19 protein-coding genes are annotated in these 19,225 nt (G+C 67.8%); 16 read left to right on the top strand and 3 right to left on the bottom strand.

What is annotated here, in order from left to right; genetic code table 11:
• From AC07ZS_RS23380 to AC07ZS_RS23360, 5 genes are all read left to right on the top strand, one after another.
• On the top strand, positions 1-299 hold a 299-nt coding region (locus AC07ZS_RS23380), incomplete at its 5' end, for a TonB C-terminal domain-containing protein (RefSeq protein ID WP_494800922.1).
• A 32-nt stretch (positions 300-331) separates the two neighbouring features.
• Positions 332-1,891 carry a putative porin gene (locus AC07ZS_RS23375; protein WP_494800921.1) on the top strand — a complete coding sequence of 520 codons (1,560 nt, stop codon included), beginning with the start codon at positions 332-334 and terminating at the stop codon, positions 1,889-1,891.
• Complete coding sequence (locus AC07ZS_RS23370; protein WP_494800920.1) at positions 1,878-2,735, top strand: ankyrin repeat domain-containing protein; 858 nt, start codon at positions 1,878-1,880, stop codon at positions 2,733-2,735. Before AC07ZS_RS23375 ends, AC07ZS_RS23370 begins: the two co-directional genes overlap by 14 nt.
• A complete protein-coding gene (locus AC07ZS_RS23365) occupies positions 2,735-3,388 on the top strand; it encodes a hypothetical protein (protein ID WP_494800919.1) in 654 nt (217 codons plus the stop codon). The genes AC07ZS_RS23370 and AC07ZS_RS23365 overlap by 1 nt, the downstream gene beginning before the upstream one ends.
• A gap of 14 nt (positions 3,389-3,402) precedes the next feature.
• Positions 3,403-4,224, top strand: coding sequence for a DUF3047 domain-containing protein (locus AC07ZS_RS23360; protein WP_494800918.1), 822 nt, complete (start codon positions 3,403-3,405; stop codon positions 4,222-4,224).
• Between the two features lies 1 nt (position 4,225).
• On the opposite strand, the gene epsL is transcribed toward AC07ZS_RS23360, so the two are convergent.
• The gene (gene epsL, locus AC07ZS_RS23355; protein ID WP_494800917.1) at positions 4,226-5,404 is read right to left on the bottom strand and encodes an XrtB/PEP-CTERM-associated polysaccharide biosynthesis outer membrane protein EpsL; all 1,179 of its coding nucleotides are present in this window, start codon (positions 5,402-5,404) and stop codon (positions 4,226-4,228) included.
• Positions 5,405-5,448: 44 nt separating this feature from the next.
• A complete protein-coding gene (locus AC07ZS_RS23350; RefSeq protein ID WP_494800916.1) occupies positions 5,449-6,870 on the bottom strand; it encodes an undecaprenyl-phosphate glucose phosphotransferase in 1,422 nt (473 codons plus the stop codon).
• 170 nt (positions 6,871-7,040) lie between these two features.
• Here AC07ZS_RS23350 and AC07ZS_RS23345 point away from each other — a divergent pair, with 170 nt between their 5' ends.
• The 6 genes from AC07ZS_RS23345 to AC07ZS_RS23320 all read left to right on the top strand — a co-directional run bounded on the left by AC07ZS_RS23345 (position 7,041) and on the right by AC07ZS_RS23320 (position 12,765).
• The gene (locus AC07ZS_RS23345) at positions 7,041-8,525 is read left to right on the top strand and encodes a mannose-1-phosphate guanylyltransferase/mannose-6-phosphate isomerase (RefSeq protein ID WP_494800915.1); all 1,485 of its coding nucleotides are present in this window, start codon (positions 7,041-7,043) and stop codon (positions 8,523-8,525) included.
• Between the two features lie 144 nt (positions 8,526-8,669).
• A complete protein-coding gene (locus AC07ZS_RS23340; RefSeq protein WP_494800914.1) occupies positions 8,670-10,226 on the top strand; it encodes an alkaline phosphatase PhoX in 1,557 nt (518 codons plus the stop codon).
• 29 nt (positions 10,227-10,255) lie between these two features.
• Entirely contained in the window at positions 10,256-10,840 is a 585-nt protein-coding gene (locus AC07ZS_RS23335; protein ID WP_494800913.1) for a PEP-CTERM sorting domain-containing protein, read from the top strand.
• 239 nt (positions 10,841-11,079) lie between these two features.
• A complete protein-coding gene (locus AC07ZS_RS23330) occupies positions 11,080-11,631 on the top strand; it encodes a cytochrome b (RefSeq protein ID WP_494800912.1) in 552 nt (183 codons plus the stop codon).
• On the top strand, positions 11,628-12,191 hold the full coding sequence (locus tag AC07ZS_RS23325; protein ID WP_494800911.1) for a YceI family protein: 564 nt from the start codon (positions 11,628-11,630) through the stop codon (positions 12,189-12,191). Before AC07ZS_RS23330 ends, AC07ZS_RS23325 begins: the two co-directional genes overlap by 4 nt.
• Before the next feature lie 16 nt (positions 12,192-12,207).
• Entirely contained in the window at positions 12,208-12,765 is a 558-nt protein-coding gene (locus AC07ZS_RS23320) for a YceI family protein (RefSeq protein ID WP_494800910.1), read from the top strand.
• A gap of 155 nt (positions 12,766-12,920) precedes the next feature.
• Here AC07ZS_RS23320 and AC07ZS_RS23315 read toward each other — a convergent pair whose 3' ends face one another.
• Complete coding sequence (locus AC07ZS_RS23315) at positions 12,921-13,961, bottom strand: porin (protein WP_494800909.1); 1,041 nt, start codon at positions 13,959-13,961, stop codon at positions 12,921-12,923.
• A 283-nt stretch (positions 13,962-14,244) separates the two neighbouring features.
• Between AC07ZS_RS23315 and AC07ZS_RS23310 the strand changes: the two genes are divergently transcribed.
• Genes AC07ZS_RS23310 through AC07ZS_RS23290 form a run of 5 tightly spaced genes read left to right on the top strand, consistent with a single transcriptional unit; the run spans position 14,245 to position 19,184 of the window.
• A complete protein-coding gene (locus tag AC07ZS_RS23310; protein WP_494800908.1) occupies positions 14,245-15,072 on the top strand; it encodes an HpcH/HpaI aldolase family protein in 828 nt (275 codons plus the stop codon).
• Entirely contained in the window at positions 15,069-15,962 is an 894-nt protein-coding gene (locus AC07ZS_RS23305; protein WP_494800907.1) for an amidohydrolase family protein, read from the top strand. Before AC07ZS_RS23310 ends, AC07ZS_RS23305 begins: the two co-directional genes overlap by 4 nt.
• On the top strand, positions 15,959-17,032 hold the full coding sequence (locus AC07ZS_RS23300) for a hypothetical protein (RefSeq protein ID WP_494800906.1): 1,074 nt from the start codon (positions 15,959-15,961) through the stop codon (positions 17,030-17,032). Before AC07ZS_RS23305 ends, AC07ZS_RS23300 begins: the two co-directional genes overlap by 4 nt.
• Positions 17,029-18,222, top strand: coding sequence for a DUF5624 domain-containing protein (locus AC07ZS_RS23295; RefSeq protein ID WP_494800905.1), 1,194 nt, complete (start codon positions 17,029-17,031; stop codon positions 18,220-18,222). Before AC07ZS_RS23300 ends, AC07ZS_RS23295 begins: the two co-directional genes overlap by 4 nt.
• Positions 18,219-19,184, top strand: a complete 966-nt coding sequence (locus tag AC07ZS_RS23290) for a Bug family tripartite tricarboxylate transporter substrate binding protein (protein ID WP_494800904.1) — start codon at positions 18,219-18,221, stop codon at positions 19,182-19,184. Before AC07ZS_RS23295 ends, AC07ZS_RS23290 begins: the two co-directional genes overlap by 4 nt.
• Positions 19,185-19,225 lie beyond the last annotated feature (41 nt).

Genomic DNA, 19,225 nt, shown 5'->3' with positions numbered 1-19,225 from the left:
GTGGCGGGGGCGGCGGCGGCAACCGCTTCGCCTGGTACGGCGCGCTCGTGAAGGAGCGCATCACCGACGCCGTGCTCAAGGACAAGAAGCTGCGCGAAGCCGCCGACTACCAGCGCGTGGTCAACGTGTGGGTCGACCCCGGCGGCCAGATCACGCGCGTCGAGCTGGTGGGCGCGGGCCAGTCGCCCGATCTTGACGAGGCGCTGCGCCTGGCCCTGCGCAGCCTGGCCCCGGTGCGCGAGGGCGCGCCCGGCGACATGCCCCAACCGATCCGGCTGCGCATCTCCGCGCGCTCCTGACGACCCCAACCCCTTTCCTGCCGAGACACCCCATGAAATCACCCCTGACCCACGCGATGCGCCACGTCTCCCTGGCGGCCCTGATGGCCGTTGGCCTGGTCGCCACCGCGCATGCCGACGAACGCGAAGACCTGGAGACGCTCAAGCAGACCACGCTCAACCTGATCCAGGCGCTGGTGGACCAGGGCGTGCTGCCGGCCGCCAAGGCCGATGCGCTGGTGAAACAGGCCGAGGCCAAGGCCCGCGCGGCGGTGGCCGAGGCGAAGAAGACCGAGCAGTCCACCGTGCGCGTGCAGTTCGTGCCCGAGTCGGTGCGCAAACAGATCGCCGACGAGGTGCGCGAAGAGGTGGTGGCCCAGGCCAAGATGGAGCGCTGGGGCGACGTGAACGCCGTGCCCGAGTGGGTGGACCGCTTCCGCCTCGAGGGCGATGTGCGGCTGGGCTATCAGCGCGACATGTTCGACGAGGGCAACGCGCCCGAGATCTTCCATCAGGTGGACGGCCAGAACGTGAGCAACACGCTGGAAGACCGCGACCGCACCCGCCTGCGCGCGCGCCTGGGCGTGAGCGCGCGCGTGACGCAGGACCTCACCGCCTCCTTGCGCCTGACCACCGGCAGCAGCAGCGACCCGGTGTCGACCAACCAGACCCTGGGCAACTACGGCAGCAAGTACAACTTCGCGCTCGACCGCGCCTTCCTGCGCTCCCGTTCGCAAGACTTCCTGCCCTGGCTCACCACCACGGCCGGCCGCATCCCCAACCCCTTCTTCAGCACCGACCTGGTGTGGGACGACGACCTCGCCTTCGACGGCATCGCGCTGCAGTTTGAAGACCCCGCGGCCGCCACGCGCACCTGGCGCCCCTTTGGCACCGTGGGCTGGTTCCCGCTGCAGGACATCGAGAAGTCGGCCAGCAACCAGGCGCGCAACAAGTCGCTGCTGGCGGCGCAGGTGGGTGTGGAGTGGGTGCCCAGCAACGACTTGCGCGCCAAGCTCGGCCTGGCGATGTACGACTACCGCAACGTCAGCGGTGTGCGCAACGCCTTCAACAGCAACACCCAGGACGCGACCCAGCCGGCCTTCCGCCAGAAGGGCAACTCGCTGTTCAACCTGTCCAACCCGTCCAGCCTGGGTGGTCCGTTCGGGCTGGCGGCGGACTACCGCGTGCTCAACCTCACCGGGACGGTGGACTACAACCTGTTCAACCCGGTGCACCTGATCCTGAGCGCCGACTACGTGCGCAACATCGGCTTCAGCCAGTCGCGCGCGCAGGCGCGTTCGGGCCGGCTGCTGCGCGAGGAAGACACGGGCTACATGGTGCGCGCGGCGGTGGGCATGCCCAACATGCTGCTGCGCGGCGACTGGCAGCTCTCGCTGGCCTACCGCTACCTCGAGGCCGATGCCGTGCTCGACGCTTTCACGGATTCCGACTTCCACCTCGGCGGCACCAACAACAAGGGCTTCATCGTCGGCGGGCAGTACGGCCTGAGCCGCAACACCTGGCTCAGCGCGCGCTGGCTCTCCAGCCGGGAGATCAGCGGCCTTCCGCTGTCCATCAACAGCTTCCAGCTGTACTTCAATGCGAAGTTCTGAGGACGCTCGCCGCCTGGCGTGGTGCGCCACGCTGGCCCTGGCCGCCGGCCTGGGGGCCTGCGCGCAGCACGACCCGCCGCAGCTGGCGCTGCGCGACCGCATCGAGCAGGGCGCGCTCACGCCCGAGGACAGCGAACGTTTCTTCACCGGCGAACGCGAGCACCTGGCGGTGGTGAGCCCGCGGCGGGACGTGCCGCCCCGGCTCGCCAGCCCGCTGGACCGGGACCTCGCCCAGGCGGTGGAGCGCGGCGAGGTCGAGCGCGCGCGCCAGCTCATCAAGGACGGTGCGCAGGTCAACGCGGTGGACGCCGCCGGGCAGACCGCGCTGCTGATCGCCGCGCGCGCCGGCGATCTGGAAATGGCCCGCCTGCTGTTGCGTTCGGCGGCCGACCCCAACGGCCGGGGTGGGGCGTTCACCCCGCTGGGCGCGGCCGCGCTGCATGGCCACGCGCCACTCGTGCGCCTGCTGCTGCGCGCGGGCGCCGAGGTGGACGCCGTGGGCCTGAACGGGCAGACGCCCTTGATGAACGCCGTCAAGCTCGACCGGCGCGGCGCGGCGGCCCTGCTGCTCCAGGCCGGTGCCGACACCCGCACGGTGGACCGCAGCGGGGACGACCCGCTGGTCGCCGCGATCCACGCCGACCTGCCGCGCATGCTGGACCTGCTGCTGACCCACGGCGCCGACCCCGACCGGGCCGACGCCAACGGCCTCACGCCGCTCTATTGGGCCCGCCAGCTTCAGCGCGATGCCCTGGCGCAGCGCCTGCTGGCGGCCGGTGCGCGCGAGGACCAGCAACGGCAGACCCTGCGGGCCAGCCGCCCTTACCCGAAGGAGGATTTCTGATGCGCAAAGCCACATGCCGGGGCCTGGTCCTCGCGCTGTTGATGGTGGGTGTGGGTGGCGTGGCCACCGCCCAGGAGGACAAGCGCGCCACGCGCGAGCGCGAGGCCCTGCGCCGCGCGCAGCAGCAGGCGCAGAAGGCAACCCAGGACCTGGGCGCGCTGCAGGAAAAATTGAATACCGCCGAGAAGGCGCGCGAGCAGCTGGCCGGCGAGGTGGACGGCGCACAGAACCGCGCGCGCCAAGAGGCCGCGCGCGGCCAGCGCCTGCAGCGCGAGCTGCAGACCGCGACCGGCGAGCGCGAGGCGCTGCGCACCGAGAAGGCCGCGCTGGAGCAGCGCCTGCAGGAGAGCACGGCGCGCGGCACCAGGCTCGAGCGCGATCTCGCCGCCGCGCAGCAGCGCGGCCAGCAGCTGGACTCGCAAGGCACGACCCAGCGCGAGCAGATCGCCGCCTGCGAAACCCGCAACAGCGGGCTCTACGCCGCCGGCCGCTCGCTGATCGAGCAGTGCCGCGACCGCAGCGCCAACGACAGCGTGCTGCGCCTGGAGCCGTTCACCGGCATCCACCGCGTGGGCATCGAGAACATGCTGGAGTCGCATCGCGACCAGCTCGACGAACACCGAACCCCGCCGGCGACCGCCGCCGGCCGTTGAAGGAGCCGCGCCGCATGGCCAAGGGAATGATGCTGGCGGCGCTGATCGCCGTCGCCGTGCTGGCCGGCTGTGCCTCGCGACCGCTGGACGACAGCGATGCCGGGGCCCTGCCGGCGTCGGCCTGGGCGCAGCAGATGCACTGGGTGGGGGCCGACGGCCCGGCCACCTGGACGCACCTGCGCTATGGCAGCCAGACGCCCACGCAATACAGCCCCACGCGGCACGAAGGGCGCGCCGCCCTGCTGGCGCGCAGCGACGGCGGCAACAGCACGCTGCGCATGAAGCTCGCGCCGCAGGACGTGGGCGCGGCGCGCTGGCTGTCGTTCTCCTGGTTCGTGCCCGCGCTCAACGAGCAGGCCGATCTGCGCGACGCGGACATCGACGACGCGGTGGTGCGCGTGATCCTCGCTTTCGACGGCGACCGCAGCCGCATGGCGCCGCGCGACCACATGCTGTCGGAGATCGCGCAGCTGGTCTCGGGCGAGCCCTTGCCCTTCGCGACCCTGATGTACGTGTGGGACCACCGCTACCCGGTGGGCAGCGTGATCCCCAACCCGCACACCCAGCGCATCCGCAAGCTGGTGGTGGAGTCCGGTCCGCAGCGCCTCAACCAGTGGGTGGACGTGGAGCGCGACATCGAGGCGGACTACCGCGAGGTGTTCGGCGAGGCGCCAGGCCGCCTCCTGGCCGTCGGGGTCATGACCGACTCCAACAACACGGGTGAAAAGGTGCAGGCCTGGTTCGGCCCGCTGAGCCTGTCGGCCGAACCGCGCCACGGCCTGCCCTTGCGTTCGGCGGAGGTGGACCGCTCGATCGAGGGCCCGGAAGTCCGTTGAGTCACTGCGAAGTCCGCAGGCTCAGGCCGACCATGGCCTGTGTGCTCGAGAACGCCAAACCGGGACGGTTGCCTCGCCGCTGGGTGTGCTGCAGCGAGGTGTTGAGCGACAGGTTGCGGCTCACCGCCCAGCGCAGGCCCAGGCTGGCTTCCTGCGTGGCTTCGCGCGTGGGGTCGGGGGCCTGGCCGGGGGGCGGGCCGAGGAAGCGGCGGCGCGTTTCGCCCAGGCTGGCCTGCAGCGTGGTGCGCGCGGCGATCTGCCACACGTGGCCGAGCTGCAGCCGGTCGGTGCGCACGTGGCTGGCGTTGAGCGACTGGTAGCTCGACACGTCGGACGACCATTGCAAGGTCCACAGGGTCTTGGCCGTGGCCGCCCAGCGCAGCGAGAGCGCGGCGTTGGTGCCGCCGTAATCGCGCAGCGCCAGGCGCTCGTGCCGGCGCTGCAGGTGGACGAGGTTGAGCTCGACGGTGGTCTTGGCGCTGGCGAGCCAGCGCAGGTCGAGCACCTGTTCGTCCTGGTCGAATTCGGTGTCTCGCAGCAGCACGGGCGGCGACAGGCTGGCCAGCGTGCTGCCGCTGCCCTTGCGCAGCCGCCAGGTGACGGAGCTGCCGGAGCTCGCGTCGTAGCGCAGGCCGGCTTCGGCCGAGCGAAGCACATAGCTTTCTTCACCGAGCAGGGGCTGCTCGTTCTGGTTGCGCGTGCGCAGCACGCCCGCGACCAGGCGCCAGGCGCCGTCGATCTCGTACACCGCGTCGAAGGCCTCGTGCCGCTGGGTGCGCTGGTTGCCGCTGGTGAGCACGCTGGCATCGTCGAAGCTGTTGACGCTCTCGTCCTGTTCGGCGCGCAAGCTGCCGCGCAGGCGCGGTGTGAGGGCCCAGCGCCAGGCCAGGTCGTAGTTGGTGGCCAGCAGGTCGAGCCGCTGGTGGGTGCGGTAGCGGTAGTCGACCAGGCTCACGTCGAGCTCGATGCGCTGCAGGCTGTGCGTCTTGGCGTAGCGCAGGCCGAGCGAGCTGATGTCCATGGTCTCCGCGGCACTGGGCCGGCCCAGCACGGTCTGCGGCCGCACGCCGTCGGGCAGGCGAAACAGGTTGTCGTCGTGCCGCAGCGAGTAGGAGGCGGAGAGGTCCAGGCCGTCGGTGTCCTGGGCCAGGGCGCCGCCGATGCATCCCAGGGCGAACAAAGGGGTCGCCCAACGGGCGAGGCAGGCGAGGCGAACCATGTCGGTCAGTACGCCTGCTGGTCTTTGAACACCAGGCGGACCGTCTTGAGGACGATCAGCAGGTCGAGCTTGAGCGACCAGTTGCGCAGGTAGTCCAGGTCGTATTCGATGCGGCCTTCCATCTTCTCCAGCGTGTCGGTCTCGCCGCGGTAGCCGTTGACCTGCGCCCAGCCGGTGATGCCGGGCTTGACCTTGTGCCGCACCATGTAGCCCTTGATGAGCTTGCGGTACAGCTCGTTGTGCGCCACCGCGTGCGGGCGCGGCCCCACGATGCTCATGCGGCCCTGCAGCACGTTGATGAACTGCGGCAGTTCGTCCAGCGAGGTCTTGCGCAGGAAGGCCCCCAGCGGCGTGATGCGCTTGTCGTCGCGGCGCGCCTGCTGGATGTTCGGGCCGTCTTCGGCCACGGTCATCGAGCGGAACTTGTAGACCACGATCTCTTCGCCTTCCTGGCCGTAGCGGCGCTGCTTGAAGATGACCGGGCCCGGCGATCCGAACTTGACGGCCAGCGCGATCGCCAGCATGACCGGGGCCAGGCCCAGCAGGATGACCGAGGCCAGCACGATGTCGCTGCCGCGCTTGAGCAGGCCATTGAGGCCCTGGAACGGCGTGTCGCAGACCGAGATCACCGGCATGCCGCACAGCAGTGTGGGCTTGCTCTGGATCAGGTCGGTGACGAACATGTCGGGCACGAAGTAGATGGAGGCGGTGGTGTCCTTGAGGTCGTCCAGGATCTTCAGGATGCGGGGCTGCGAGGCCATGGGCAGCGAGATGTAGATCAGGCTGATGCGCTGGCTGTTGATCACCTCGGCCAGGCGGTCGAAGCGGCCGAGCAGAGTGAACGGCGCGTCGGTCTGCAGGCGCTCGCGGCTGCGGTCGTCCACGAAGCCGACCACGTCGATGTTGTTGAAGACGGCGGCCTTCAGGCTGTGGGCCAGCGCCAGGCCCTGGTGGTTCATGCCGACGACCAGGGCGCGGTCGGGCGGGCCTTGCAGGCGCACCAGCGCGGGGGCCGCGCGCCGCAGTGCCAGCCAGCCGAGGGTGTCCACCACCGGCACCACCGCGGCCCAGGCCATCAGCAGGTCCGCCGGGTAGGCGCGCAGGTAGCCGGTGACGAGGCCCGCGGCCAGCAGCAGGCCCAGGGTGGCGCCCCAGCTCAGCAGCACATCGACCACCAGCACGCGGGCGGAGACGGTGAGGCGGGCCGGGCCGGGGAAGGTGAGGGCGAACACCACCACGCCGAGGATGAAGTATTCCGGGTGGATGCCGCCGTCCATCGTGCGGGCGAGCGCCCAGAGGCAGGCCACGCCCACCAGCGGGCTCAGCGAAACCTCCAGCGCATGCAACAGGCCACCCCGGCTGGAGGCGCTCGGGTGGCTGCGCGGGAGGGTGGCGGGCGAAAGGCCCTGGGCGGTCGTCTGGGTCAAGGGAGTTCCCCCGGTGCAACGGGCAGGGCGCCAGTCTGCTCGCCGTATGTGACACCTTGAATGCACGATGAAGACAGCCGCGGGAAACCCCCGGACGGCGGAAACCGGGCTGTCATCTGCGCCACACGTGCCGCCCCTACATTCGCGCTTTTTTCTCCAGCGTGAACACCATGCCTTCGACTTCCATCGTTCCCGTCGTTCTTTCTGGCGGCTCCGGCAGCCGCCTCTGGCCGCTCTCGCGCGACCAATACCCCAAGCAGTTGCTGGCCCTGGGCGGGGCCGAGTCGCTGTTGCAGGCCACGCTGCGCCGCGCGGCCGGTCTGCCGGGCGTGGCGCAAGCGCTGGTGGTGTGCGGGGAGGACTACCGGTTCGTGATCGCGGAACAGCTGCGGCAGATCGGCAGCGAGGGCCGCATCGTGCTGGAGCCCGTGGGACGCAACACGGCACCGGCCATGGCCGTCGCCGCACACGCGGTCGGCGCCGGCGACGACGATCCGCTGATGCTGGTGATGCCGGCCGATCACCTCATCCCGGACGCCACCGCTTTCGCTCGCGCCGTGGCTGCCGCCGCGCCGCTGGCGATGGCGGGGGCCATGGTGACGTTTGGTGTGGTGCCGACGGCGCCCGAGACCGGCTACGGCTACATCCAGCGCGGGCCGGCCTTTGCGTTGGCGGCGGACGGCACCCCCGTCTGGTCCATCGCCCGCTTTCTGGAGAAGCCCGACGAAGCCACCGCCGAACGCCTGGTGCGCGAGGGCGAGTGCCTGTGGAACGCGGGCCTGTTCATGGTGCGGGCGTCGGTCTGGCTGAAGGCGCTGCGCCACTGCCGGCCCGACATCGCCACCGCGGTGTCCACCACCTGGGACACGCGCCGCAGCGACAGCGATTTCATCCGCCTGCCGATGGCGGCGTTCGCGGCCTGCCCGAGCGATTCGATCGACTATGCGGTCATGGAGCGCCTTGTCGTGGGCGGCGCGCGCGACCCGGCGCTGCCCCACGGTGTGGTTGTGCCGCTGGCGGCGGGATGGTCCGATGTGGGCGCGTGGAACTCGGTGTGGCAGTGCCTGCCCAAGGACGAGGCGGGCAATGCGGTCCAGGGCGATGTGGTGTTGCGCGATGCGCGCAACACGCTGGTGATGGCCGAGCGCCGGCTGGTGACCTGCTGCGGCGTGGACGATCTGGTGGTGGTGGAAACGGCCGATGCGGTGCTGGTCGTTCACAAGGACCGGGCGCAGGACGTCAAGCAGATCGTGGAGCAACTGAGGCGCGAGGGCCGCCCCGAATCGAAGGCCCACCGCAAGATCCATCGGCCCTGGGGCTGGTACGACAGCGTGGATGCGGGCGCGCGCTTCCAGGTCAAGCGCATCGTGGTCAAGCCGGGCGCGGCGCTATCGCTGCAAATGCACCACCACCGCGCCGAGCACTGGATCGTCGTGAAAGGCACGGCGCAGGTGACGTGCGACGACCGCGAATTCCTGCTGACGGAAAACGAGTCCACCTTCATCCCGCTGGGCAAGACCCACCGGCTGGAGAACCCGGGCCGGTTCGATCTGGAAATGATCGAGGTGCAGTCGGGCGCTTACCTGGGTGAAGACGACATCGTGCGTTTCGACGATGTCTACGGCCGCGTGCCGACCGTGCCCGCGCTGCGCTGATCGAAGGGGGCCGTTCGGCCCATGTTTCATTGCGGCGCCGACATGAAACGCAGCCCATCGTCCAGCGCGATGTCACTGCCGGTTCATGGCCTCGCGGGATGCTGGGGACCTCCGTTTTCCCCACAACTCCCACGAGGAACTTCCATGTCAGACCAGTCCAACGGCCACCCCGATCTTTCTCGCCGCAGCATGCTGCTCGGCGGCAGTGCCGCCGCCATCACCGCCGCGTTCACCGGCCCCATCACCGCGATGGCCAACACCGTCGACCAGGGCTACAACGCGAGCTGCTCGCCGGCCGACGCCTCCGCGCTGGTCAACAGCCCCTACGGCCCCACCGCCCCGGTGAACGACATGATCACCGGCCTGCCCCTGATCGAGCTGCCCGCCGGCTTCTCCTACAAGAGCTACGGCTGGCGCGGCGACATCATGAACGACGGCCTGCCCACGCCGGGCAACCACGACGGCATGGGCGTGGTCGTCTCGCGCCGCGTCGGCCGCAGCAACGAAATCATCCTGGTGCGCAACCACGAGCAGAGCACCTCCACCAACGCCGCGAACATCATCGGCGGCAGCCGCTCCAACGTGGCCAAGTACGACACCGGCCTGACGGGCAGCGACTACCAGATCGGCGGCAACACGAACCTGGTGTTCCGTGACGGCAACTGGGTGGAAAGCTACGCCTCCTTCGGCGGCATCTACCGCCCGTGCGCCGGCGGCTCCTCGTCCTGGGGCAGCTGGCTGAGCAACGAAGAGATCGGCAGCAACGCCATCAGCAGCGAAGGCAAGAAGCACGGCTACATCTTCGAGATCCCGGCCGACACCAGCCTGAACGCCGCCAACGTCAACCCCATCCGCGACATGGGCCGCATGGCGCACGAAGCCAGCGCGCTGGACCTGGACACGGGTTACTGGTACCTCACCGAAGACGCCGGCAACGCCAACACGTTGTACCGCTTCCTGCCGAACAACATCAACGGCGGCCTGGGCTCGCTGCACGAAGGCGGCCGCCTGCAAGGCCTGGCCGTGCGGGGCCAGCCCGGCGCCGACCTGCGCTTCCCCACGCTGTGCCAGGAGTTCCAGTGCGAGTGGGTCGAGATCGCCGATCCCGATGCCGACCGTGCTTCCGTGACGACGACGGTCAGCACCGTCACCGGCAGCGGCCCGTTCCGCGGCGCCTACGCCAACGGTGGCGCGATCTTCGGCGCCAACGAAGGCTGCTGGGTCGCCAACGGTGTGGTGTTCTTCACCGACAAGGCCACCAGCTCGGCCACCTCCACGCTGCCGGCGCGCGCGGGCGTGATCTGGGCGCTGGACCTGTCCACCCTGGTGCTCAAGGCCATCTTCGTGAGCCGCGACCGCGTGGTCGGCAACTCGCCCGACAACATCTGCGTGAGCCCGCGCGGTGGCCTGCTGTTCAACGAAGACGGCGGCAACAGCAGCCCGACCAGCGCCACGATCCCGTCCCAGGACCTGAAGGTGCTCACGCCGGCCGGCAACAGCTACATCTTCGCCCGCAACAACTACAACTTCACGCGCGCCCAGCTCGACGCCGTCGGCAAGACCGGCGCCACCACCGGCAACCAGCGCAACACCGAATGGGCCGGCAGCGTGTTCAGCCCCGACGGCCGCGTGCTGTTCGTGAACATCTACACCGGCGTCACGCTGGCCATCACCGGCCCGTGGACCAAGGGCAGCCTTTGATTTTTTACCCAACGACTTTGGAGCACATCATGAAAAAACACCTCTTCTCCCTGGCCGCTGCGGCCGCCATGCTGGCCGCCATGCCCGCGCACGCCATCAGCTTCAACGGCGTCATGGGTGGCGATTCGGAATTCAGGGACTTCAGCACCGACGGGCTGCTGTCGTTCGACATCGACTTCTCGTCGCTGGCGCCCATGACCCTGAACTACACCATCGACGCGGCCGACCTGATCGGCGGCAGCCTGTCGTTCAATGCGCTGCTGGCCAACTTCCTGGGCGACACCGGCTTCGAGGGCCTGTCGTTCAGCCTGAGCACCGGCACCTTCGGCAACCTGGGCACGGTGACGCCGCAGTACGGCACGGTCAGCGCGATCAACTTCAACGGCAGCAACGCCAGCGTGGACTTCTCGAAGTCCGAGTTCCTGGACGTCGCCATCGGCAACTCGCTGAACGACGGCGGTGTGAACTGGTCCATCAACGGCCTCAACGCCGGTGACAGCCTGAGCATCACCGTGGCCGCGGTACCGGAACCTGAAACCTACGCCCTGCTGCTCAGCGGCCTGGGCATGGTCGGCTGGCTGTCGCGCCGCCGCCGCGTGCAGGCGGCTGCCTGATGCGTTGAGGCTTTTCGCCTACAAAAAAAGCGCCTGAAAGGCGCTTTTTTTATGGGCTTTGGGGATGGGAGCAAAACCGAGCGAGCCATTCTCACTGAAATCCGAGCGGGGTGAGGGGGGCACCGATGACGGTTTGAGTTTGCATCCTATCGATACGTTTCAGATACCGTAAAACATACATAACGAGTATTTGAATGTATCGATACGCCGACCTACGATCCGCTCATTGGACGCACCAGATGAAGCAGAGTCCCAAATACTCCCTGACGGCGATCGTGATTCACTGGCTGGCAGCGCTGATGATTCTGTCCGCTGTTGCGATGGGCGTTTACATGACGGGCCTACCGATGTCGCCGGCCCGACTCAAGCTCTACAACTGGCACAAATGGCTGGGCATCACCATTCTGGTGCTCTCCTCCGTTCGCCTTGGGTGGCGCGCCACGCACCGCCCGCCGGCGGACCTGCCCATGCCGACATGGCAGCGCCGCGCCGCCCACTTTTCGCATGGCCTGATGTACGCACTGTTTTTCGCCGTGCCACTGGCGGGCTGGGCCTACAGCTCCGCGTCCGGCTTTCCCGTGGTCGTTTTCGGGGTCTTGCCCTTGCCCGATCTGGTGGCACCCGACAAGGCACTGGCGGATGTCCTGAAATCCCTTCACGCCGGTCTGGCGCTGACGCTTGGGGCCGTCATCGCGCTGCACCTCGCGGCCGTGTTCAAACACCAGTTTCTCGACAAGGACGGGATCCTGTCGCGCATGGTCCCGCGAACGACCGACAGGAACCGAGCATGAACAACAGACTTCTCATCGGCATCACCGCTGTCGCCCTGACGGGCGCTGGCGCGGCGATGGCCCAGAAACTGGAACCGGCGCAAAGCGAGATCGCTTTTACCTTCCGCCAGATGGGGGTGCCCGTGGAGGGGCGCTTCACGAGGTTCAGCGGCCTGGTCGACTTTGACCCCAGGAAGCCGGAGGTGGGCAAGGTCGCGCTGCGCATCGACACCGGCAGCGCGCGCTTCGGTTCGGCGGAAACCGACGTCGAAGCGGTCAGGAGCGAATGGCTCCACGTCGCGAGATTTCCGCAGGCCAGTCTTGATTCCATGGCCATCAAATCCGCGGGCCCGGGCCGTTACGAGCTGACGGGCCGCCTGAGCATCAAGGGAACGACCCGGGACGTTCAGGTCCCGGTGACCTTGGCCAGGAGCGGCGCCGTGACCATCGCCACCGGCGCGTTCACGGTCAAGCGGCTCGAATTCAAGATCGGCGAGGGGGACTGGTCGGACACCTCTATGGTCGCCAACGAGGTGCAGGTGAAGTTCAAACTCGCGCTGTCGGGCATGGCGGCGCTTTAACCATCCATTGAAAACCATGAAAAAACTCTTGTCTCTGCTGCTCGCGGCGTCGGCCTGTGCGTCGGCCCAATCGGCCACCTACAACCTCGACCCGCTGCACACCCACATCATGTTCGAGATCGATCACATCATCTCGACCAACCGCGGCCGCTTCGACAAGAAGGAAGGCGTCGTCGAGTTCGATCCGCAGGCCCGGACGGGCAGCGTCAACCTAACCCTGGACATGAGCTCGATCAACACCGGCGTGCCCCCGTTCAACAAGCAGCTGCAGTCCAAGGACTTCTTCGATGTGGAGCAGCACCCGACGGCCAGGTTCGTGGCGGACAGCTTCGTCTTCAACGGCGACAAGGTGGTGGAAGTCAATGGCCAGCTCACCCTGGTGGGCAAGACCCATCCCGTCAAGCTCAAGGCCCTGCGCTTCACCTGCTACATGAACGGCATGCTCAAGCGCGAAGTCTGCGGCGGCGACTTCGAGGCGACCATCCACCGCAGCGCCTGGGGCATCGAATTCGGCATCCCGCGCTTTCCGGACAGCGTGCGGCTGGTACTGCAGGTCGAAGCGATCAAGCAGTGACCGTCGGGCTTCGGCCCACCCGCCTGTTGCAGAACGTGCCACGGGCGACATCCTCTCAAGTGACGGTCTGGAGCCGTTGCCGAATCGGCAAGCGCTGAGGGCGCGATGCATCAGCGCCTGAGTTGGCCGCCCGCGGGCGGCCAACCCTTTTGGCGTCAGAAGTTGTGTGAGATGCCCACCTGCGCGCCGCGCGCCGAGCCACCGGGGGTGGCGGCGGGTGAACTGTCGGCCGTGACGTAGGCTGCAGCGCCCTTGTTGCGGATGCCGCCGTACATGGCGTAGACCGAGGTGCGTTTGCTCAGCCGATGCACATAGCCGATGGCCAGCTGGCTGGCGTCATCCGCCTCCAAACCGGGGCCGGAGCGGTCGGATCGGGCCAGGGAGAGCTTGATGTTGCCTGCACCCACGGGCACGGACACGCCCACCATGAGGTTGACCTGCTTGTCGTTGGGAACCTGCTGCACATAGTAGTTCGCGTACAGCTTGGCGGCGGTGAAGTCGTAGGTGCCGCCCAGGCTGGCCGTCTTGTAGCGTCCTGCAGGCGTGTCCGTGGTGGCGTAGGCACCCGCCATATCGAATGGGCCGGCGGCATACCCCACGCGCAGGCCGCGGTACTTCGCACCCGCCATGCCTTCGGCCAGGGTCATCATGGCCTGCCCATAGAAACCGCCCAGGTTCCTGGGCGTGAAGTAACCGATGGAGTTGTCCGAGCGCACCAGGGTGCGCGCGCCGCCCACGCCGAAGGGCCAGCCTTCGATGATGTTGCTGGAGCCGCCCACGCCCACCGTGCCGAAGGGCGAGAACTGCGAGAGGTTCCAGAAGGTCGGCGTGTAGTCGCGGCCCAGGCGCAACTCACCCAGCGATTGGCTGGCCAGGCTGAGCGTGGAGCGGCGCGAGAAGAACACGCCCTGAAGCTGACCGGTGTCTGGCAGGAACGCGGACTCCAGCCAGAAGCTGGCCGAGAGGCCTCCGCCCAGGTCTTCCGTGCCTCGGAAGCCGAATCGGCTCGGGAAGATGTTCGCCCCCTGGTCCATCGCGTTGTTGGAGGTGCCACCGGCTTTGGTGGATGTCAGGTTCAAGTCCACCGTGCCGAAGATCTGCACGGAAGACTGGGCGAGGGCCGCCGGACTCAGCGCGGCGCAGGCGGCCGCTGCGAGAGCGGATTTCAGGCCGCGGGTCCATGTGGATGGGTTCATTTTGTCTCCAGGGAATAAGAGGGGATGAGCCGCACTTCCTGTACAGGGCGTGCGGGCTGGCGAATCCTAGGAGGGGTGATCCGTATCGACCAATACTCTTTTTGAGTCGATAACGATACTTAATTTGTATGAGCCATGTCTGAGTTCATCGGACTCTTTGAGACAACTCTGGCATCAAAATTTGATATCCGATGCGTATGGATGCCGATCTGTATTCGGTATTTGCGGATATGGGATGTCGGCTCTAGGATGCCCTCACATCCCATCCATACCCACACTTTCAATGAACGCCGAACTCGACCATTGGCTGGCCGCCAGATCCATCAACCCTGTGCTGCAGCGCCTGGCCCAGCGGCAGCCGGTCCTGGCGCTTGGCGTGCGGTCCTCACGCACGGGTGACATTGCACGGTACGCGCAGGCCAGCGGCCATCACGCCATCTGGGTGGACCTGGAGCACAGCGCCATGGCCATCGACACCGCCGCCCAGATCTGCTCGACGGCCCTGGACCTGGGGCTGGTCGGTTTCGTGCGGGTGCCCGAGCGCGAATACGGCGTGATCGGGCGCCTGCTGGACGGAGGGGCACTGGGCATCATTGCGCCCCGGATCGAGACCGCGGCCCAGGCCGCCGACCTCGTGGCCGCCTGCCGCTTCCCGCCGTTGGGTCACCGCTCCGCCATCGGCTCGCTGCCCCAGCTGGCGTTCCGCAAGGTAGCGGCCGCCCAGCTGTACGGTGCGATGAACCGTGCCACCGCGCTCAAGGTGCTGATCGAGAGTCCGCTGGGCGTGGAGAACGCGGAAGCCATCGCGTCCACCCCGGGGGTCGACATCGTCGGCATGGGCACCAACGACCTGTGCGCGGAACTCGGTGTCCCAGGCGAGCACAAGCATCCGCGCGTGCGCGAAGCCCACGAGCACGTGTTGGCCGCCTGTGCGCGTGCCGGCAAGCCACTGGCCATCGGCGGCATCCCGGACAACGCCTATTCGGCCGAGCTGATCCAGCGCGGCGCCGCACCCTTCTTGATGACCGGTATCGACAGCGACATCCTCCTGGCGGCGTTGCATGAGCGCGCCCAACAGGCCCTGGCCTCTTCTCCTTCGACTTCCTCATGAGCCACGACATCCTCACCTCCAAACCCATGCGCGCGGCGCACACGCTGGCGCGCCCCACGTTCCCCGTTCCCGCCGGCGCCTGCGACGCCCATGTGCACGTGTTCGGCCCGGCCGACCGGTACCCGCATGTGGCCCAGCCCCACTACACCCTGCCGGACGGCAACCTGCCGCAGCTGCAGTCGGCCCTCTCGGCGCTGGACATCCAGCGCTTCGTGATCGTGCAGCCCAGCTTTTATGGCACCGACAACCGCTGCATGCTCGACGCCCTGAAGATCGCGGGCAGCCAGGCGCGCGGTGTGGCGATGGTCGAGGACCACGTCAGTGATGCGGAGCTCGAAACCATGCACCGGCTGGGTGTGCGTGCCCTTCGGCTCGATCTGTTCCTGCGTTCGCCCCTGCCGACGGCCGAGCTGGCGACCTACATCCAGCGCAGCGTGAAGCGCGTGAGCGCGATGGGCTGGCACGTGCAGTTCTACACGCCGGGCTGGGTGGTGCGCGATCTCATCCCCTACCTGGCCGATGTCGAGTCCGACTTCGTGATCGACCACATGGGCTACATGCTGGAGAGTGACGGCCTCAACCGCAGCGACTTCGACCGCCTGCTGCGGGCGGTGGCGGACGGGCGCGGTTGGTTCAAGCTCTCCGGCCCCTACCGACTGGCCAAGGACGGCAACTACGCCAAGCTGCGCCCCTTGGCCCGCGCGATCGTCGAGACCGTCCCGGACCGCGTGATCTGGGGCAGCGACTGGCCGCACATCCCGGAAGGCGGGCGCGACACCGGCGAGCTGCTCAATCTGCTGGGCGACTGGGTGCCCGAGAAGGACGCGCGCCAGCGCATCCTGACCGACAACCCGGCGCGCCTGTTCGGCTTTGAAAGCCCGCAGCGATGAACCTCGTCCAGGAACTCGACACCAGTGGCGCACGCGCGGCCGAAACCTTTACCCACAAGGGTGTGCGTTACCTCGTGGTGCCTCAGCTCTGCATCGACATCCCCGGCCAGCCCGCGCAGATGACGCTGGGCAACAGCGACACCGAGGCCCTTGTCTACCGCTGGCAGGACGGCCAATTCCTGCCCCACAGCACGCTCCCCGTGCCGGGTGGGGAAGACGCCGAGTTCTTCACCATCGGTGATCGCGCCTTCCTGGCCACTGCCAGCCTGCGCACCGGTGCGGGCCCGTATTCGCTGGACGCGCTGTCCACGGTCTTCGAGCTGATCGACGGCCGCTTCCTGCCCTTCCAGCAGATCCCCACCTTCGCCGCGAAACAGTGCAAGCACTTCCGCATCGGCGAGCGCGTGTTCCTCGCCTGGGCGCTGGGCGTGAAGATGGACGGGGTGGCGGCCACGCACCCCCACACGCAGTCCAGCATCTTCGAGTGGGACGGCGCGCAATTCGTGCCGTTCCAGACCGTGCCTTCCGCCTGGGGCTACAACTGGGCGTTCTTCGAGGTGGGCGGCGAAACGCTGCTGGGGCACGCCGACCATGTGGAGCCATCCCGCTTGCTGCGCTGGAATGGCCGCGCCTTCGAACCCTTCCAGCAACTGGAAGGCCAGAGTGGGCGCGCCTTCTGCTTCTTCGAGGCGCAAGGCGAGTCGTGGCTGGCCTTCGCGAACCTGCACGGCCAGACGCTGCTGCACCGCTGGGTCGACGGCCGCTTCGTGATCCACCAGGTGCTCAGCGGGCCCGGCGGGCGCGAGTTCTGCTGGATCGAGACGGCCCAAGGCGGGCGCCTGGTGCAGGTCAACTTCCTGCTGGGCACGCGCGAAGCGCCCATCACCGCGCTGCAATCCTGCATCTATCGTTTCGAGAGCGGACAGCTGTTGGTCGACCAGCTGTTCGACACGCTGGGTGGCACCGACGCCACCTGCTTCACGGACAACGGCACCACCTACCTGGTGGTGACCGAAAGCCTCAGCGCCGAGGTCCGGTTCCGCACGCCGAGCAAGGTCTACACACTATGAACCAGCCCTACCAGAACCCCGAACTGCTGCGCCTGTTCGAGACCTACACGGCCGGCCCCGAGAGCATGGGCGCCCGACTGGCCGCCCTGACGGCCACGGCCACACAGAACGACCCGCTGATCGTCGCCACCAGCGGCGACTTCATGCTCTACCCCGGCGGCGGCCGGGCGCCCGAGGTCGTGGGCTTCCGGCTCGGCACGCGCGGCTTTAAGGAGCTGGCCGGCATCTCGCACCACGGCCCGGCCGTGGCCACGCTGCTGCGCATGCGGGAGATCGATCCGCAGGGCACGCTCTGGCGCACCGAAGCGCAGCGCCTGCTGGAGAGCACCCGCGTCGCGCGCGCCGCGAATTCCATGGAACTGTGGCGCGACCAGATCGCGGTGGCCGCCTACCGAGGCCGCGAGCAGCGCATCGCCGACATGGTGGATTACGCCTGCATCGTGACCGAGCGCTACATCGAGCGTGTGCTGGCAGACCCCGCGTGCTTCACGCGCGAAGACCTGCGCGAGCACTTCCTGGAAGCCACCGGCTCCGCCGTGGGCGCCACGGTGCCCATAAACAAGGTGATGATCGCCACCTTCTTCCTGGTTGGCATGGACATCGCGCACCGCGTCATCACCTGGTTCGACCGTCATCAGATCGACTGGTCGCGCGCGATGGCGCTGATCGTCGGGCGCCAGGGCCGGCCCACCGCCGGCGTGACTTGGACCAGCAACTCGGTGTGCGCCATGCTGCTGGGCGCCTCGCGCCAGCGGCTGGGCCTCGACCGCCTCTACATCGCCCCCCACGCCCCGGGCTTCGCTGCGCCACAACAGCCGATGGACGACGCGACCGTGCGCGCGTTCGAGACGCCGCTGCGCCAGCTGTGGTGCCAGACCCGCGCGGTCAGCGAACTCGGACCGCTTATGTACGAGGGCTACGCCCGGTACGCCGCGTCCGGCCAGTCGCGGCCCGTGCTCGATGACCACACGCTGGAAGTCAGTGAGATGCCCGAGATCGGCGGGCCGGAGGACTGGCGTGCGCTGAACACCCGATTGCGGGTGGTGCTGGAAGACCCGCGCCAACTGCTCTCGGGTTGCGTGACCGACTATGCGGTCGACCAGCTGGTCGCGCATGGCAACGACCCCGGCCGCGTCACCGTACCCGGCCTCGATGGCACTTCATATCCCACAACAGGAGACAGATCATGAAATTCCCCCGTGCTTTGCTGCTCGCGACCAGCATGACCTTGGTGGGTGCAGCCACCTGGGCCCAGACGACCGATTGGCCCAGCCGCACGATCAAGATCGTGACACCGACGCCGGCAGGGGTGGGCTCGGATGCCTTCGCCCGTGCCTATGCCGACAAGTTGACCAAGGCCCTGAATGTGGGGGTGGTGGTGGAGAACAAGCCTGGCGCCCTCGCGACCCTGGGCACCGACACGGTCGCCAAGGCCGCGCCCGATGGTTACACGCTGCTGTTTTCCACGAGCAATCCGTTCACGACCGTTCCCTTCCTCCTGCCCAAGATTCCATACGATCCGAAGACGGACTTGACCCCCATCATGCAGGCCTTGCGAGGCGGGTCGTTCATCGTCGCGAGCAATACGCTGCCCGCGCGATCGATGGCAGAACTGGTGGCATTGGCCAAGTCACAACCGGGCAAGATCTCGTTTGCGTCCTATGGGCTGGGGACGACCTCGCACCTCGGCTTCGAGTTGATCCAGGAGGCGGCCGGCATCGAGATGCTGCATGTACCCTACAAGCAAGGCGTCTTGCCCGATCTCATGAGCGGACAGGTGATGCTGGGTTTTGAACCCCCCATTTCGGCATTGCCCAACATCAAGTCAGGTCGCGTGCGTGCCCTGGCCTACACGGGCAGCAAGCGCAGTCCTGCCCTTCCCGACGTGCCCACACTGGCGGAGCTGTACCCGGGGCTGGAAATTTTTACCTGGCTGGGCTTCTGGGTACCGGCAAAGACGCCTGCAGCGGTCATGCAGCGGCTGCATCAGGAACTGACCACGATCAACCGCTCTCCCGAGATGGTGAAGTACATCGCCGATGCCGGGCTGGATATCTCCTCTACCACGCCCGCGGAAACCGAGGCCATCATCAAACGCGATTCGGAGGTGATGGGGAAGTTGATCAAGGCCAAAGGGATCAAGCTGGAATGAGCTGGCCAGCGTTGCCGGGTGGTCTGGCGATCGCGCAGCGC

The sequence above is a fragment of the Hydrogenophaga sp. GW456-12-10-14-TSB4 genome, assembly GCF_059424305.1.
Note: the sequence above shows the minus strand (reverse complement) of the source record. Positions and strands in the feature narration are given on the sequence as shown.

Excerpts from the sequence above, each read along its gene's own strand:
- AC07ZS_RS23375 (WP_494800921.1), top strand. The coding sequence starts at position 332 with ATGAAATCACCCCTGACCCACGCGATGCGCCACGTCTCCCTGGCGGCC.
- AC07ZS_RS23370 (WP_494800920.1), top strand. The coding sequence starts at position 1,878 with ATGCGAAGTTCTGAGGACGCTCGCCGCCTGGCGTGGTGCGCCACGCTG.
- AC07ZS_RS23365 (WP_494800919.1), top strand. The coding sequence starts at position 2,735 with ATGCGCAAAGCCACATGCCGGGGCCTGGTCCTCGCGCTGTTGATGGTG.
- AC07ZS_RS23360 (WP_494800918.1), top strand. The coding sequence starts at position 3,403 with ATGGCCAAGGGAATGATGCTGGCGGCGCTGATCGCCGTCGCCGTGCTG.
- AC07ZS_RS23345 (WP_494800915.1), top strand. The coding sequence starts at position 7,041 with ATGCCTTCGACTTCCATCGTTCCCGTCGTTCTTTCTGGCGGCTCCGGC.
- AC07ZS_RS23340 (WP_494800914.1), top strand. The coding sequence starts at position 8,670 with ATGTCAGACCAGTCCAACGGCCACCCCGATCTTTCTCGCCGCAGCATG.
- AC07ZS_RS23335 (WP_494800913.1), top strand. The coding sequence starts at position 10,256 with ATGAAAAAACACCTCTTCTCCCTGGCCGCTGCGGCCGCCATGCTGGCC.
- AC07ZS_RS23330 (WP_494800912.1), top strand. The coding sequence starts at position 11,080 with ATGAAGCAGAGTCCCAAATACTCCCTGACGGCGATCGTGATTCACTGG.
- AC07ZS_RS23325 (WP_494800911.1), top strand. The coding sequence starts at position 11,628 with ATGAACAACAGACTTCTCATCGGCATCACCGCTGTCGCCCTGACGGGC.
- AC07ZS_RS23320 (WP_494800910.1), top strand. The coding sequence starts at position 12,208 with ATGAAAAAACTCTTGTCTCTGCTGCTCGCGGCGTCGGCCTGTGCGTCG.
- AC07ZS_RS23315 (WP_494800909.1), bottom strand. The coding sequence starts at position 13,961 with ATGAACCCATCCACATGGACCCGCGGCCTGAAATCCGCTCTCGCAGCG.
- AC07ZS_RS23310 (WP_494800908.1), top strand. The coding sequence starts at position 14,245 with ATGAACGCCGAACTCGACCATTGGCTGGCCGCCAGATCCATCAACCCT.
- AC07ZS_RS23305 (WP_494800907.1), top strand. The coding sequence starts at position 15,069 with ATGAGCCACGACATCCTCACCTCCAAACCCATGCGCGCGGCGCACACG.
- AC07ZS_RS23300 (WP_494800906.1), top strand. The coding sequence starts at position 15,959 with ATGAACCTCGTCCAGGAACTCGACACCAGTGGCGCACGCGCGGCCGAA.
- AC07ZS_RS23295 (WP_494800905.1), top strand. The coding sequence starts at position 17,029 with ATGAACCAGCCCTACCAGAACCCCGAACTGCTGCGCCTGTTCGAGACC.
- AC07ZS_RS23290 (WP_494800904.1), top strand. The coding sequence starts at position 18,219 with ATGAAATTCCCCCGTGCTTTGCTGCTCGCGACCAGCATGACCTTGGTG.